The organism is Microcoleus sp. B4-C1, assembly GCF_036705285.1.
In the GTDB taxonomy this organism is placed as follows: Bacteria; Cyanobacteriota; Cyanobacteriia; order Cyanobacteriales; family Microcoleaceae; genus Microcoleus.
Genome location: NZ_JAUBUC010000006.1, coordinates 97,781 through 112,858, shown reverse-complemented (window position 1 = coordinate 112,858; position 15,078 = coordinate 97,781). Strand labels below are relative to the sequence as shown.

The window sequence follows — 15,078 nt, the reverse complement described above, 5'->3', positions numbered from 1 at the left end:
AAGGTGTCAGGCTGTTTCAGATCAATCGCTAGCTGCTGTTTCCAATTTCTGCCCAATCCTTGGTTCCGTACCATTCAAAAGCCGCTGAATATTGCTGCGGTGCCGCACAATTACAAACACACCGCCCGCAATGCCAAACAATACATAAGCCAGGGGCTGATGTAAAGCAAACATCAATCCAGCCACGCTAATTGCCCCGATAATCGAACTTAAAGAAACAATTCGCGACACCGCAAATACTATCCCGAAAATTCCGAAAGTTCCCAAACCAACTGGCCAGTACAAACCAAGCAAAACTCCCAAACTCGTAGCCACAGATTTACCCCCCGTAAACCCCAGCCAGATTGATTTGCTGTGGCCCAAAATAGCAGAGAAACCCGCCAAAGTTGCCATCCAAGGGATGACAGTTGCAGTATTTTCTATACCGGCGGCGGTTGCTAGCTGGCTGGTAAAAGTGAGAGAGTAAATGTAGCGGATTAGGACGATCGCACTTACCCCCTTCAACACATCAACCAACAACACCCCCAACCCCGGCCCTTTGCCCAAAGTCCTCAGTACGTTAGTCGCACCAGTCGAGCCCGAACCAACCTCTCGAATATCAATTCCTAGCATCCATTTCCCCAAGGCGTACCCAGTAGGAATCGAACCCAGCAGATAAGCTGCTATTAGCAATGCGCCATTTAAAATTATCCAGCTAGCCATTTTTTTATTTGAGATTTCGTGTACAGCAGAAGGAAGAAGGAAGAAGGAAGAAGGAAGAAGGAAGAAGAAGGAACAACCAATTCCGGTTAATTTCCCTCTGAGTTTCTTCAGTCCGCGCCGGCGGACTTTGTTTGTATAGCAGCGAATTCTCTTCGCCCGGAATTGCTCAAAAATCCTTAGCAGTCGTCAAAGTTTGCGGATCGGCAGCAAATGCCAGCCATAGCGGAAATTGCAGGATTGACAAACTAATTAAATCCTCAGTTTCATCAATGACAATTAGTGGCAATTTGCCATCTTTCACCAGTCGATCGGCTTTTTGAGCCAAAGCTTCCGCAGACTCAAACATAATAATCCCCCTTTCCGGGCCAAAATCGCTGCGAGTAATGCCCAAACAGTCCTGCAAACCCCGGCGCCACTCTCCCAAACGTTCGGGACTGTTGGCGAGCACCAAAGTCCGCACCCGTCCGCCGTAGACGCTTCTGAGTACAGAAATAATTGTCGAAGTAATCAAGATATTTTGCAAGCGCGAACCCATAGTCCGCAAAGCGCCCCTTCCTCCTTGGGTGAAAAACCAGTTAGAAACTCGTTCCGCGTGGATGGGTTCAAAAGTGCGGCGGAGTTGCCAAGGCGGGCCGTAGTAGTCGGGGACAGTGCGATATTGATCGAGGGTGCGGCGAATTTGTTTGGCTTGTTCTTGAAATCCCTGTTCGGCAAATTTGGGATTTACCGGTGCCGACGCAAGAGACTCCTCAGCAGCAGTTCGCTGTGGTGTCTCTTGCGTCGGCGGTGTCAAATCTAAGAGTTCGGCGGTAGCGGCCAAATCCTGCAAACTGCCTACTAAATAGTCTTTGAAACCCTGGACTCGAATTGCTAAATCTTGGGAAACGCCGGCAAAAGTGGTTCGCATTTCCTTCTGAATTCGATCGCGCCGGCGTTCTAGTTTTTCTACTTCGATTTGTAGCGCTTGTTTGCGCTGATCTAGTTGAATCAAGCCGTCTTGTACCAAACGCCCGATCGATGTTTGAGCCGCGCCCAACGCTTCTATAGCATTGGCTTTGTCGGCTTCCAAGGCGGCAATTTTTTCAGTCAAAGCTTGTTCTTGCTGCTGCAATTCTTTGATTCTCTCTGTCAACTGTTCGGTAACATTTTCTGGGATGGGCGTTACCATTTCTGCGGTTGCTGTTGGCTGGGAGTCTGTGGGAATCTCGATTTGAGCGATCGGACTTTCTGATTCGGCCTCGTCGGTGTTGGGCGCAATTTGGGCTAGTGCGCCTGCTTCGTCCACGAATTGGGCAATTTCGGCATCTTCCTCGCCCAGCGGCGGGTCTGTTTCTGCCGGGAGTTGGGCTGGCAGCTCATTTTCGTCGATCCACAAATCTCGTGTTTGAGATAGAAGTTGGTACTCCGTCTCATTCACGGGTAAATTTGGTTCGCCGTCACCGCTTGGGGCGGGTGGTTGTGGTTGCGGTTCTTGGGTTGGAGATTCGTCTGAATTCATGGGAAATTTTGTTCGGCGTGGGGCACAGAAAAGTTAAAAATTTAAAATTAACAACTTTTTTAGTCTTGACGGGGACAGCGCTGTTCTAAGCAGGTCTGTAGCATTTTACGATCGAACAGAACCGGCAGAAAGTGAATGCTGTTAATTTCTTTGAAATAGAACAAAATCGGCACAGCGGGCCAAAATATCCGCCAATTTTGCCATTCTCGGTAAGGAAAGCGGCGGATTAAGTTGGACGATCGATAAATGTCCAAATCTGTTGGGGTAAATTGTAGCCGGATGGTGGCGGCTTGGTACATCAAAAACAAGCCGAACACAGAAAGTGGCAAACTCACCCACTTCTGCACGAACAGCAGCGGTACGGCCGCCAGTACCAGGACTAGGGGAATCGCATAACTCGGGGCGAGTTCGATCGTACTTGTCGGCGCAGTCGAAGAGGCTGTTGTAGTCACGGGTTTAAATCAAGGGTAGTAAACTAATGTTGCCAATTATTCATATTTTATCCGTTTCTTAGCTTACAAGCCTTTGAGTACGCTAGAGCCCGTGCCCTGAAACATCAGCCATGTCATCAAAAAGTTAAAGATAAAAATAGCCAGTAAAGCCGTCACCACCGCTGTGGTAGTCGATTGGCCGACGCCTTTTGCCCCGCCGGTGGTGGTCAAGCCCCAGCTAGTGCCGATTACAGCAATCAAACCACCGAATACAAAAGCCTTAATTGCCGCGCTGCAAATATCCCACAAACTCAGGAAATTGCGGACTGATTCTAAAAACACGCTTTGAGAGATGCCGTACATCGTCGTAGCAATCAGCAGTCCGCCGAGGATGCCGGTGACGAGACACATGATGGTTAAAATTGGCAGCATCAAGCAGCAAGCAATGACGCGGGGAATTACTAAATAGTCGATCGGGTCTGTTTTGAGCATCAGCAGGGCATCTATCTGTTCTGTTACCTGCATCGTGCCGATTTCCGCCGCAAAAGCCGAACCTACCCGTCCCGTCACGATTACCGCTGTTAAGACGGGGCCGAGCTCGCGAGTCAAAGACAAAGCCAAAACGCCACCTACGACATTGCCGGCACCGAGGTTAATAAACTCCCTCGCTACCTGAATAGTAAATACCATGCCGACAAAACCCGCAGTCAGCAAAGCAATCAGCAGAGATTCCGGGCCGACTGCTGCCATTTGGTCGATGGTGTTGCGACGGTGAATTTTGCCCTTCAGCAAGTGCAGCATAACTTGGCCGCCCAATAAAGCTGCTGCCAGCAACCGCCGACTCCACAAACTGAGGCTGGAAGATGTAGTGGTGCTCAAGGGGATTTCGAGTATAGAACAACTGCCAAAAATGAAATCTATCTACAAATCTTAAACAAGTTTTTTCTATAACATTTAAGATTTCTGACAGAACTGGCCACGGAGGGCGATCGCTGCCTATCGTAGAAAAGGACAAGTTTTGTTTGCTTGCACCTTTCGGCAGTTTAGCTGAATTTACTGACTCTTATGAGCATTTTTCCCAATTTTCTTCGCTCTGTACTGTTGACCAGCCTGTTGAGCTTTGTCGCCCCCTTATTGTTAATCGGCGGGGGATTGACTAGCTTTTCGCTGATTGGCTTCGTGCCTGCTCTCCAAGGAGTTGGTCGTTCTGGAGAAGACCTGATTTTGCAGTTCTTAGCTACTTTCGGCAGCGGCTGTCCCCTCCAGGGTTTTTTCGTCATCGGTCTAACTTTTGGTTTGGTGGGTGCTTTGTTTGATACCTACGCTTCTTATCAGCATTCGCGGTGGAGTTAATCGAACCTTCGATTTTAGATTTTAGATGGGAATTCCTCGATCGAATCTAAAATCTAAAATTGCTGGGTTCGGGTTGGATCGGATACCCGCCCCTTTTGATGATTTTACAATACCGATCGCGAATGTTCGGAAATGCGATCGGCCTTTTTGCGGAAAACCGAATCCCCCTGTTTCGGGAGCTGGAATATATTAAATACAAGTTGAGTCAAGTATTTCTCAACTTCTAAAAAGTTAAGAAATTCGAGGTATCAGTTATGGCACTTATTCGTTGGGAACCTTTGCGGGAAATGGACTCCTTGCAGCGAGAAATGAATCGGTTGTTTGATAGCTTGACACCGGCAACCGATCGCGCATCTAACGGTGTTGCTTTTGTACCTCCCGCCGAACTCGATGAAACTCCCGAAGCCATCCACCTTAAATTAGAAGTTCCGGGCATGGAAGCTAAGGATTTGGACGTACAAGTAACCGCAGAAGCTGTTGCTATTAGCGGCGAACGCCGTCTGGAAACTAAGAGTGAAGATAAAGGCATGACTCGCTCTGAGTTCCGCTACGGTTCGTTCCGCCGGGTGATTCCCCTACCCGCACGGGTTCAAAATGACAGCGTAGAAGCTGAGTACAAAAATGGAGTTTTGCACCTGAATTTGCCCAAAGCGGAAGCGGAAAAGAACCGCGTGGTTAAAGTGCAAATCGGCTAAGAAATAATTGTTGGCTAATTGCTGATAGATAGGGCGTGCGGTGCGCGCCCTATTTGTTTTGGGAATTGGTAATTGGTAATTGGTAATTGGGTCGAAAAGCATTGGGCATTGGTAATTGGCCATTGCGAGTTTGAGGAATGATTCTTCCTTTTTCCTTCTTCATTCTTCCATCCATCCGTTACATCCTCAGAAAGCGAATCCGTTGCCGAACTTCCTTGTTCCGATTCTTCAACCGTGCTAAACTCCAATAAGCAATGGTTGGTGAGGAGACTTGCGTGCCGAGTCAGGGAGTGGGAGGAAATGGAATTGCATCTGAGTTTGGAGACTTAACCGAGATGACTCGCCAAGAAGTCGATGATTTTTTGCGCGGACTGGGTGCTAAGGTAAAAATTTCTTCAGGAAATTATGTTGAATACAAATTTTCTGACAGGTCAAAAGTCATCATCCGCACTAATAGTGAAGTTGTTCGCCTGCCAGCACCGCGATATGGCTCAGATGGTAGAAGAATAAACTGGGGTTTGCGTCTTGACAAAGATGGTAGCGTACTCCAAACACGCGATGAATTTGGCAATCAGATTCCTGATACGCACATTACTGGAGAAAAAGTGAGTAATTAATATGCCTGATGACTACAACTTGCTTAATTTAGGTGGACTTACATCCCTCGTGAAAAATGTCAATGTGTCTTTGTGGGGGAATGAAGTATTACTGGAATGTATCTACGATCCTACAGGCGATCGATTGCCTTACTCTTTAGTTTTTCAAGACTGCCGAGAAATTATGTGGGATGTGCATGATGAAGAGGAAGTAAAAGAACCATTAGCTGATTTGATTGGTTTTCATTTAGGTGAGGACGCGCACCGGAAAGCAGCTTTAATTCATACTGACATTTTTGAAATTTCAATTTTGTACGGCCGTTTTAGCATTCAAAAGGGAGAAAACCTAAATGCTGAAGATTTAGAGACAGAGGTTTTGGTATCACAAGCGCAAGCAGTCGTTTAGTAATTTCGATTTGAGCTGTGAGATTTTAGATAAAAGAATTGGGAATGAGTTGATAAACAGAGGTTTTGGTATCACAAGCGTATTGCGTAGCTACTTGCAAAAGGTAATGTGCTAAACTCGAAAAGGCAATGGTTGGTGAGGAGACTTGCGTGCCGAGTCAGGGAGTTGGAGGAAATGGAATTGCATCTGAGTTTGGAGACTTAACCGGGATGACTCGCCAAGAAGTCGATGACTTTTTGCGCGGACTGGGTGCAGAAATCAGAACTACTAGAGATGGTTATGTTGCATATAAATTTTTTGATAAGTCAACACTAATGATCCGTCCTAACGGTGAAGTAATTAGAACGCCTGCACCGAAATATGGCTCAGATGGAAGAAATATCAACAAAGGTTTGCGTCTCGATAGAGATGGTAATTTATTGCGAACGAGAGACGAATTTGGTAATTTAATTCCAGGGACTCACAATACGGGAGAGAAATTAAATGAGTGATTGGAAGGATGACTATAACTTGCTTGGATTGGGTGGTTTTACATCTTTAATCACAAAAGTCAACGTATCTTTATGGGGAAACGAAGTATTAATTGAATGCGTCTACAATCCAGAAGAAAGATTGCCTTATATGCTGGAATTCAAAGACTGTCGCGATATCAGTTGGACTGTACACGATGAAGAGGCTGTGGGCGAATTGGAAGCTGAATTCTTCGGAATTTCTTTGGGTGAGTCCGAACACCGCAAGCCTGCGGTGATTACTACAGACATTTTTGAAATTTCAATTTTGTACGGCAGTTTTAGCATTCACAAGGGAGAAAACCTAAATTCTGAAGTAGCAGATTTAGAAACAGAGGTTTTGGTATCACAAGCGCCAGCAGTCTTGTAGCACTTGAAAAGCACCGCGCCGTTAAATTGCCAAGGCGTTAGTAATATTATATCGGGTAAAATAACTATTACAGGACTTACGCACTCCGACTCCTCAAAACTGTTTTTTTTACCGAATTTGCGGGTTTTAACGAAGTATTTTCGTAAAAAACCCGGTTTCTGGGCCCCCATGCGTAAGTCCTATATTATTAGGTTTGTAGTGAGGACTGAAGTCCTCATCAAAAATCTAAGGATGGAAGTCCTCACTACAAAAGAATTACCAATTTTTCAAAAAAGACAGTAGGTATTGTTGCCCGCCTCAGTTTACGATACTTAATAGAACTTTTTTCCCAGATGAGGTAAAACACAATGCCTGATATTGTTGATATTGCCGTAGGTGCGGGTTCGTTCCAAACCCTCGTAACAGCCGTGCAAGTAGCTAATTTAGTAGATGCGCTCAAAAGTCCGGGCCCTTTCACTGTCTTTGCACCCAATGACGATGCTTTTGCGAAATTGCCGCCGGGAACTATCACAACCCTAGTGCAGAACGTTCCCCAACTGACTAGGATTTTGATGTTTCATGTCGTCTCCGGTAAGTTTATGAAAGCTGATTTGGCAAAACTCGGTTTTGTTACTTCCTTGGAAGGTTCGCCGATTAAAATTGATTGTTCTGACGGTTTTGAGGTTAAAAATGCTACAGTTGTTGCTGCGGATATCGAAGCAGACAACGGCGTCATCCATGTGATCGATAATGTGATTTTAATGGGCTAGTTTCACCGTCCATTGATTTTCGATTTTCGATTTTTGATTGACTCTACAGATGAATTTGAGGGTTTGAACTTTGGTCTAAATTTTTTTGGTTTAATCCACGGAAGTCTGGATATTGCATCTATCTTTAGGTGTGATGTTAAGTCGCAGCGGGAGCGAGAGCTTGCATTGAGCAGTGTCTCTTTGCTCCCGATCGCACGCTTTTTTTTTATCGGTTGAAGGTAATTTCAATATCAAAAAGTTGTCTTTTCGGCGGATATATTTTAAGATGATTGTTTACAAAAATTTGAAAATCAATAATTATTATAATATAAGCAAACCAGCGTGGTGAGCACTATGCAAATCCTAGCCGCCAGCCTCAAAGCAAAAGTCCGCCAGCGTACCTTGGAACTGCAAGTTCTCAACGAACTTACGGAGAAAATACAACTCGCGGCTGGCGCTGATGAAATTTGGTCTGCGTGTCTGACACATCTCGATCGCCTCATTCCTGGCGCGGCGATCGCCATTTTGACGCCACCGGACGATCGAATATACCTGGAACACTTACAGCCGTTAAGTGCTAGCACCAAAGCCGAAATTGAAGGGCGCTTGCAAGCTGCTCGCGCTGAATGGCTCGCCGGCAATCGGGACTGGGCGCACAACATCGCTCTGCCACCAATTGCTGAGTTTCAGTCGGTATTGATGGCACCAGCCAACCTCGATGAAAGTGAAGAATTGTTGGGAGTATTTTTCATTGGTGCAGAGCAGGCAACTGCTTTTAATTTGGAACACCTTTGTTTGCTCCACACAGTCGCTCAAATTTGTACAAAAAAGTTAACTATCTTAGCAGCTAAAACGACCTGTGTCAAGGATAAAGTTAAAAATAATTGGGTTCTGGATTCGGTAATTCAAGAACTATTGGTGCGGGCTGTAATGGACGATGCCCCGGACAGAGTTTTTGCGAAAGATAGAAATTTTAGATACATTTTTGTCAATCAAAGTTTTGCTGAATATTTGGGGAAAAATGTTGAGGAAATTATCGGCAAAGATGATATTGAATTAGGGTTGTCAGCCGAATTAGTATTTGGCGATCGCAACGGCCAAATTAGGGGCATCCGCGAGGAAGATCGAGCTGTGCTGGCTGGGGAGAGGGTTCGCAATCCCTACCAGGCGATCGTCTTTGAAAGTGGCAAACAGCACGTCTTTGATACGCAAAAAGTGCCACTGTGCGATGCAGAGGGTAATATATTTGGGGTTTTAGGTTTTTCTAGAGAGATTGGTCAATTGCAGGCCACAGATGAAGCCAGGAATCAAAGCCAAGCCCAACTGCAAAAAATTACTGCTAGCGTACCCGGTACGGTATATCAAATTGACTTGCATCCAGACGGCTCGATGGCCTTCTCGTTTGTGAGCGCGGGCTGCCGAGAATTGTATGAAATAGAACCAGAGGCTGCTCAGCAGAATTTTAATGTAATTGTTGACATGATTCATTCCGAAGATCGAAATGATTTTCTCAACTCGGTGACGCTTTCTGCTGAAAACTTGCAGCCTTGGCGCTGGGAAGGAAGAATTGTCACTCCGTCGGGAAAACTTAAATGGGTGCAAGGAGCTTCCCAGCCCGAATTTCAAGCATCGGGGGAGATAGTTTACTACGGCTTGTTCACAGATATTAGCGCCCGGAAACAAGCTGAACGGAAGCTGCAACTTTATCAACAAATATTTTTGAAATCCAACGATGCGATCGCGATCTTAGACCCCCAAGGCTATTACTTAGAAACAAATCAAGCTCACACGGCTTTGCTGGGCTACAGTTCGTCTAAATTGTGGGGGAAAACGCCGGTAACTCACATGGGAGAACAGGCATTTGCCTCGGTAATGCAAACCTTGGCAGAAACTGGGAGTTACCGAGGCGAAATGACCTTTATTAAGGCTTTGCCAGAAGGAACAGTTGAGGTGGAGCTTTCGGCTTTTGCGGTTCTCAATGATGCTGGGGATGTAGTTTGTTACGTAAATGTCAAAAGAGACATCACCGAACGCAAGCGAGCTGAGGAAAAACTAAAACTTTACCGAGAAATATTTTTAAATTCCAACGATGCGATCGTCATTATCGATGCTGACGGGTTTTTCGTCGAACAAAATCTTGCTCACCAAACGCTTCTAGGATACACAGACGCGGAATTAGAAGCAGAAGCTTCGCCGCTGGTTGCGGGGGATCGCTTTTTGGCAATTGCCCAAAGTTTAGCAAAAACAGGAAGTTTTCGGGGCGAAATTATTAACTCCACTAAAAAAGGCCAGACGCTGGCGATCGACGTTGCGGCATACTCTGTGATTAACAACGCCGACGATGTAATTTGTCATGTCTGCGTCAAGCGCGACATTACCGAACGCAAAAAAGGAGAAGAAGAACGGCAAAAATTTGTGTCGCTGATTGAAAACAGCAGCGATTTTATCGGTATGGCTACCCTGAAAGGCCAAACGCTGTTTGTCAACGAAGCCGGACGAAAACTGGTCGGTGTAGAGAATCTTTCGCCAGTGCTTTATACGGAGATTTGGGATTATATTGGGCCCTATTTTCAACAGAAATTCAGTCAAGAGATTTTACCAACAATTATCAGTCATGGCCAGTGGCAAGGCGAAGGTCAAATGCAGCACTTGGGAACCGGACAACCCATTGATGTTGCGATGAATGCTTTTCTGGTCAAGCACCCTCAAACCACCGAACCGCTGTGCTTTGCTGCGGTAATTCGCGATGTCACCGAACGCAAGCAAGCTGAGAGAATGCTGCGGGAACAAGCAGAACAAGAACGGCTGGTTTCGGCGATCGCCCAGCGAGTCCGCCAGTCTCTCAACCTCACTCAAACTCTGAGCACTGCTGTACAAGAAGTGCGGCAGTTGCTGGCAACTGACCGCACGATAATTTATCATTTTGATTCCGAGGAAACAGCGATTGTGGTTGTGGAATCTGTAGGGGATGATTGGATGCCCCTGCTGGGCAGAAAAGTTCAAAGAACATCCTTTGGGGAAAATTTTGTATGGCTGTACAGTCCAGGAACAATTCAAGCAATGGCAGATATTTATACGGCCAATTTGAGCGAGGAACACCGAGATTTACTTGCTAGTTTGCAGGTAAGGGCTAATTTAGTTGTACCAATTTTTATAGGCGATGAAAGTCAGGGGTTGGCAGCAGAATATTCGCCAGAAACTCAAATGAACCCGCCGGGAAGGAGTTTGGAAACGAGTCAAAATCGGTTGTGGGGATTGCTGATTGCCCATCAGTGTAGCGCTCCGCGTGTTTGGACTGATTCTGAGATGGATTTGCTGGGAAGGTTGAGCGTGCAGTTGGCGATCGCCATTCAGCAATCTACTCTTTTTGAACAAGCGCAGCAGGCCCGAGAAGCAGCCCTAGAAGCGTCTCGAATGAAGTCGCTATTTTTAGCAAATATGAGTCACGAAATCCGTACTCCGATGAATGGAGTGATGGGGATGACAGATTTGCTGCTGAAAACGAATCTTACTCCCGAACAACTTGACTTTGTACAGACGCTGAAACTCAGCGGCCAAAATTTACTCTCCATCATTAACGATATTCTGGATCTCTCCAAACTGGAAGCAGGAGAAATGCGCTTAGAAACAATCGAATTTAACCTCAGTATCTGTGTGAATGAAGTGCTGGATTTGTTGGCAACTCCCGCACAAGAAAAAGGTATAGAAGTGGTGGCACTGATTGACAACGACGTGCCGCTGCAAATTAAAGGTGATGCAGCGCGGTTGCGGCAAATACTCACTAATTTGATCAACAATGCTATTAAGTTTACAGAAGCAGGAGAAGTGGTAATGGAGGTTGCTAATGCTAGTAATCCTGAGTTATTGGCAGCCACCGATAATCAGAAAATTTTAGAGAATATCGAACAGTTAAAAATAGAAAACAATGACTCGATGCTCCTGCTGTTTAAAGTGACAGATACAGGAATTGGGATTGCTCCCGAAGACAAAAAAAAGCTGTTTCAATCTTTTACTCAAGTTGATGCCTCTACGACAAGAAAATACGGTGGCACAGGTTTGGGGCTGGCTATTTCTAAGCAGTTGGTGGAGTTAATGGGTGGGCAAATCGGTGTGGAAAGTACCCCTGGCAAAGGCTCGACTTTTTGGTTTACTGTGCCGACAGTTACGGAAAATTTAACTGCTGTCGGGACAGCGTGCGAAGTGAATTTTGAAACGGTGCTGGCGGGGCGAAAAATGTTAGTTGCCAGCGACAAGCCGACTGTGCGGAAAGTGCTAGTGAGAATGGCTGTTTTGTGGGGAATGGAAGTTGAGGAGGTGGAAAACGGTTGGATGACGATCGCATCTCTGTACAAAGCTGTTAGCCTTAATTCCCCTTACGATATCGTTTTGGTTGATATTCAGTTGCCGGAAATGGTGGCCGGAAGTCTCGAACGCTTGAGGATTTCTGAGCCGGCAATGCAGCAGACGCATTGGGTGGTGCTGACTTCAATGACTCAGCTTGCAGAGGCGAAACGCTTGGTAGATAGCGGCTTTAGCGGGTATTTAACTAAACCTGTTAAGGCTCACCGACTATTTGATTGCTTGGCGAATGCGATCGCCCCGATGACGCTGATTGATGAGCCGCAGGCAAATTCAACGTCCAATCGAGCCTCAGCTATTGACAACCGGGAGTTAGCAAGTTTAAAGATTTTGTTAGTTGAAGATACTCCCATCAATCAAAAAGTTGGTCTCAATCAACTCAGAGTTTTGGGATGCACTGCGGATGTCGCCAATAACGGCGCAGAGGCGCTATCTATGGTTGCTCAGAAAAAGTATGACATTGTGTTGATGGACTGTCAGATGCCGGTTTTGGACGGTTATGAAGCAACGCTGGAATTGCGCCGCCGGGAAGCGGCAGATGCTGCTGGCAAGATGGAGCCACATCAAAAGACGGTGGTGATTGCGATGACGGCGAATGCTTTGAAGGGCGATCGGGAAAAGTGTCTGGCGGCGGGCATGGACGATTATATTAGCAAACCTATTGCGATCGAAAAGTTAAAATCGGTACTAGCAAATTGGTCGGCCAAGCTAAAAATTGGAACTCCCAAGTTTAATGGTGAGGAACTTCAAAATTCTGATCCCGATATCGAATCGGTAGTCGATATGGCACGTTTGCACGAAATTTCGGGCGCTGATTTAGAGTTTGAGCGGGAAATACTGCAAGCTTTTGTGGTGGATACTGCTAGTTATTTAGAAGCTGCTAAGGAGGCGATCGCCTTGGGAGATATGGAGACACTCGCCCGCCACGCTCATCAAATTAAAGGTGTCAGCGCTACGGCGGCGGTGCGGTTAATGCCCGATCTGGCAGATCGGCTTCAAAGTTTGGCCGAATCCAATGATTTGGAGGGGGCTACAAAAATCATTGCTGAATTAGAAATAATTCTGGCGAGGGTTCAAAAGTTGGTGGCTACCGAGTAATCAATCAATTTTCTTAAGGGCTAAAGAAATCCTCGGCGGTTGGAAACCGCGTCTACACAAACGATGTCCGCCTCTGCGGACTAAGAAATATGGAATTTTAGAGAAATGTGCGATGGCTTACGCCCCGCTACGCTACGACTCTTCAACCCGCGGAGGCGGGTTTTGTTTGTGTAGACGCGGTTTCAACCGCCGGGTTTCAAACGCCGGGGTTGGTGATATCTGATCCGGTGACATCGGAATCCTTCATCTCTTCCTCTGCATCAAGAGCGGTTTAATCCTTCCGATACAACCCGAATTGATATCAGTCCTCAAATCGCGTGTAAAGATTTTTAATCTTTTATCAAGATATTTATCTCAATGTGAAGGAATTGGGAACTCTTATAACATCTTGTGTGTTGTAACTTGTGACACTACTTTATTAAGTTATTGTGGTCAAATATAAAATAATCATTAAGCCGATGGTTATGAGGGTGCTTTTCGTCTATCGGCTTGAGACACCAAGACCAGCTTTTCGCTATGCCCGCCCATTAAGTGCGTATTTACGCTCAACGAGGTTTTATGACTCCAGTCATGTTACGCCAACTCTGGTCATTAATTGAGACCACCCAAGCTACTCTGTTAGTCAATTTAGACGATGCCACCCTGGTACAGTGGCTGCTGAAGCAGTTAAAGACAAACTCTGCGCTCAATGGCAAAGAAGCAGATTTGTTGGACGAATACATCCAGTCTCGGCTTTCCCTAATCCGCGATTTAGCTGAGCAGCGGCTGGCACCAGAGCTACTGTGAGCGGATTCCATCAAAATCGGATAAATATTCCAGGGAAGGGCGACGATCGCTCGCGCTGGGCAGAAATAGCAGAAAAGAAACCGGGTTTCAGGGATAAATCTGAGGTTTGACGACCATACCTCCAGCCAGAAACCGGGTTTCTAACTTTGGGCTCCCAGCTTGCTCAAAAAAAACAGGCGGGTAGTCAGGGCAGTTGCCGCACTGCAGCAATGGATGCAGAATGGCTAATTTGAAACCGGAAGCTGTGTAGATAGCCGATCGCCACAGTTCTGACAGCTACAAGGTAGGATTGTCAGGAAAGCGTTCTATTAAAATCTATGCGTAAATGGGGATTTCTGCTACTAGCAAGTGTGTTGTTTGTGGCACCGTTGGCGTCTTGTAGGGATCGATCGGCACAAACCGGACAAACAACAGCAACAACTGCAGCAGGCGGCAACTCGCAACAAGGTTCCAGCCGGATAGATACAATTGTCAGCCGGGGCAAACTGATTTGTGGCATCAGCGGCGAACTGCCGGGTTTTAGCTTTGTAGACGAAACAGGCAAATATTCGGGACTGGATGTGGATGTGTGCAGGGCTGTGGCGGCAGCAATATTTGACGATCCCGAAAAAGTCGAGTACCGAAAACTCAACGCTAAAGATAGATTTACAGTTTTGCAGGCAGGAGAAATCGACATTCTCAGCCGAAATACCACCTACACCGCGAGTCGCGACAGCACTACCGGACTGGAATTTGCCCCGGTAATCTTTTATGACTCTCAAAGCATCATGGTCAAAAAAGACAGCGGTATCAAAAGTTTAAAAGATTTTGCGGGCAAATCTATCTGCGTGCAGACAGGTACGAGCACCGAACAAAATTTGTCCGACCAAATGCGAAAATTAGGAATTAAATACACTCCTGTGGTGTTTGAAGATGTGAATGCTACCTTTGCTACCTATCAAGAAGGTCGCTGTCAAGGTGTTACTGCCGATCGATCGCAGCTAGTCTCGAAGCGGACAACTCTGCCGAATCCCGAGAATAATGTTGTTTTGCCGATCGTGATGTCAAAAGAACCCTTAGCCCCAGCGGTGAAAAGCGGCGATCCTAAATGGGCTGACGCGGTGAGATGGATTATTTTTGCGGCGATTGAAGCTGAAGATTTGGGAATTAATTCAGGAAATGTAGACCAAATTGTGGCAAGCACTACAGACCCCAGCGTCAAACGTTTGCTAGGAAAAGAAGGAGATTTAGGTAAAGGTTTGGGACTCCCGAACGACTACGTAGTCCGCGTTGTGAAGAAAGTCGGGAATTACGGAGAAATGTACGATCGCAACCTCGGCCCCAAAAGTACACTCAAGTTAGAACGGGGTCAAAACAGACTCTGGAAAGATGGCGGTTTGCTTTACTCGCCGCCATTCCGCTAATTTTAGTTAACTGTTAACTGTTAACTGTTGACTGTTGACTGTTGACTGTTAACAGTCACGCACCAAAGCTATGTAGAGTGCGTGACTTGAAAAATCCCGATCGCCAATCGAGTAACTATCAAGTCATATCAAATCCGGTAGCAT

The 15,078-nt window shown here is 46.2% G+C and carries 14 protein-coding genes; 10 read left to right on the top strand and 4 right to left on the bottom strand.

Annotation, left to right across the window (positions count from 1 at the left end; translation table 11 throughout):
* Positions 1–21 precede the first annotated feature (21 nt).
* From plsY to QUB26_RS04160, 4 genes are all read right to left on the bottom strand, one after another.
* The gene (plsY, locus tag QUB26_RS04175) at positions 22–702 is read right to left on the bottom strand and encodes a glycerol-3-phosphate 1-O-acyltransferase PlsY (RefSeq protein WP_333316903.1); all 681 of its coding nucleotides are present in this window, start codon (positions 700–702) and stop codon (positions 22–24) included.
* Positions 703–868: 166 nt separating this feature from the next.
* The gene (locus tag QUB26_RS04170; RefSeq protein WP_333316901.1) at positions 869–2,200 is read right to left on the bottom strand and encodes a DUF3086 domain-containing protein; all 1,332 of its coding nucleotides are present in this window, start codon (positions 2,198–2,200) and stop codon (positions 869–871) included.
* A 59-nt stretch (positions 2,201–2,259) separates the two neighbouring features.
* Positions 2,260–2,652: a DUF3119 family protein gene (locus QUB26_RS04165; protein ID WP_333058028.1), complete on the bottom strand. Its 393-nt coding sequence runs from the start codon at positions 2,650–2,652 to the stop codon at positions 2,260–2,262.
* A 63-nt stretch (positions 2,653–2,715) separates the two neighbouring features.
* Positions 2,716–3,510, bottom strand: a complete 795-nt coding sequence (locus tag QUB26_RS04160; RefSeq protein WP_333238963.1) for an MlaE family lipid ABC transporter permease subunit — start codon at positions 3,508–3,510, stop codon at positions 2,716–2,718.
* A gap of 186 nt (positions 3,511–3,696) precedes the next feature.
* On the opposite strand from QUB26_RS04160, the gene QUB26_RS04155 reads away from it, so the two are divergent.
* The 10 genes from QUB26_RS04155 (at position 3,697) to QUB26_RS04110 (ending at position 14,934) form a co-directional block, all read left to right on the top strand.
* Positions 3,697–3,984 carry a hypothetical protein gene (locus tag QUB26_RS04155; protein ID WP_333238961.1) on the top strand — a complete coding sequence of 96 codons (288 nt, stop codon included), beginning with the start codon at positions 3,697–3,699 and terminating at the stop codon, positions 3,982–3,984.
* Positions 3,985–4,238: 254 nt separating this feature from the next.
* On the top strand, positions 4,239–4,679 hold the full coding sequence (locus QUB26_RS04150) for an Hsp20/alpha crystallin family protein (protein ID WP_333058031.1): 441 nt from the start codon (positions 4,239–4,241) through the stop codon (positions 4,677–4,679).
* A gap of 254 nt (positions 4,680–4,933) precedes the next feature.
* A complete protein-coding gene (locus QUB26_RS04145) occupies positions 4,934–5,296 on the top strand; it encodes a hypothetical protein (RefSeq protein WP_333238959.1) in 363 nt (120 codons plus the stop codon).
* A 1-nt stretch (position 5,297) separates the two neighbouring features.
* Entirely contained in the window at positions 5,298–5,681 is a 384-nt protein-coding gene (locus QUB26_RS04140; protein ID WP_333238957.1) for a hypothetical protein, read from the top strand.
* A gap of 128 nt (positions 5,682–5,809) precedes the next feature.
* On the top strand, positions 5,810–6,172 hold the full coding sequence (locus tag QUB26_RS04135) for a hypothetical protein (RefSeq protein WP_333205343.1): 363 nt from the start codon (positions 5,810–5,812) through the stop codon (positions 6,170–6,172).
* Positions 6,165–6,560: a hypothetical protein gene (locus QUB26_RS04130; protein ID WP_333238955.1), complete on the top strand. Its 396-nt coding sequence runs from the start codon at positions 6,165–6,167 to the stop codon at positions 6,558–6,560. Before QUB26_RS04135 ends, QUB26_RS04130 begins: the two co-directional genes overlap by 8 nt.
* Positions 6,561–6,907: 347 nt before the next feature.
* Positions 6,908–7,309: a fasciclin domain-containing protein gene (locus tag QUB26_RS04125; protein WP_015178455.1), complete on the top strand. Its 402-nt coding sequence runs from the start codon at positions 6,908–6,910 to the stop codon at positions 7,307–7,309.
* 333 nt (positions 7,310–7,642) lie between these two features.
* Complete coding sequence (locus QUB26_RS04120; protein ID WP_333239058.1) at positions 7,643–12,745, top strand: PAS domain S-box protein; 5,103 nt, start codon at positions 7,643–7,645, stop codon at positions 12,743–12,745.
* A 558-nt stretch (positions 12,746–13,303) separates the two neighbouring features.
* Positions 13,304–13,531, top strand: coding sequence for a hypothetical protein (locus tag QUB26_RS04115; protein WP_015178453.1), 228 nt, complete (start codon positions 13,304–13,306; stop codon positions 13,529–13,531).
* A gap of 317 nt (positions 13,532–13,848) precedes the next feature.
* Complete coding sequence (locus QUB26_RS04110; protein WP_333316899.1) at positions 13,849–14,934, top strand: amino acid ABC transporter substrate-binding protein; 1,086 nt, start codon at positions 13,849–13,851, stop codon at positions 14,932–14,934.
* Positions 14,935–15,078 lie beyond the last annotated feature (144 nt).

What these genes read in the sequence shown, in the direction of transcription:
- plsY (WP_333316903.1), bottom strand. Translation starts at nt 702, where the DNA reads ATGGCTAGCTGGATAATTTTAAATGGCGCATTGCTAATAGCAGCTTAT.
- QUB26_RS04170 (WP_333316901.1), bottom strand. Translation starts at nt 2,200, where the DNA reads ATGAATTCAGACGAATCTCCAACCCAAGAACCGCAACCACAACCACCC.
- QUB26_RS04155 (WP_333238961.1), top strand. Translation starts at nt 3,697, where the DNA reads ATGAGCATTTTTCCCAATTTTCTTCGCTCTGTACTGTTGACCAGCCTG.
- QUB26_RS04150 (WP_333058031.1), top strand. Translation starts at nt 4,239, where the DNA reads ATGGCACTTATTCGTTGGGAACCTTTGCGGGAAATGGACTCCTTGCAG.
- QUB26_RS04145 (WP_333238959.1), top strand. Translation starts at nt 4,934, where the DNA reads ATGGTTGGTGAGGAGACTTGCGTGCCGAGTCAGGGAGTGGGAGGAAAT.
- QUB26_RS04140 (WP_333238957.1), top strand. Translation starts at nt 5,298, where the DNA reads ATGCCTGATGACTACAACTTGCTTAATTTAGGTGGACTTACATCCCTC.
- QUB26_RS04135 (WP_333205343.1), top strand. Translation starts at nt 5,810, where the DNA reads ATGGTTGGTGAGGAGACTTGCGTGCCGAGTCAGGGAGTTGGAGGAAAT.
- QUB26_RS04130 (WP_333238955.1), top strand. Translation starts at nt 6,165, where the DNA reads ATGAGTGATTGGAAGGATGACTATAACTTGCTTGGATTGGGTGGTTTT.
- QUB26_RS04125 (WP_015178455.1), top strand. Translation starts at nt 6,908, where the DNA reads ATGCCTGATATTGTTGATATTGCCGTAGGTGCGGGTTCGTTCCAAACC.
- QUB26_RS04120 (WP_333239058.1), top strand. Translation starts at nt 7,643, where the DNA reads ATGCAAATCCTAGCCGCCAGCCTCAAAGCAAAAGTCCGCCAGCGTACC.
- QUB26_RS04115 (WP_015178453.1), top strand. Translation starts at nt 13,304, where the DNA reads ATGACTCCAGTCATGTTACGCCAACTCTGGTCATTAATTGAGACCACC.
- QUB26_RS04110 (WP_333316899.1), top strand. Translation starts at nt 13,849, where the DNA reads ATGCGTAAATGGGGATTTCTGCTACTAGCAAGTGTGTTGTTTGTGGCA.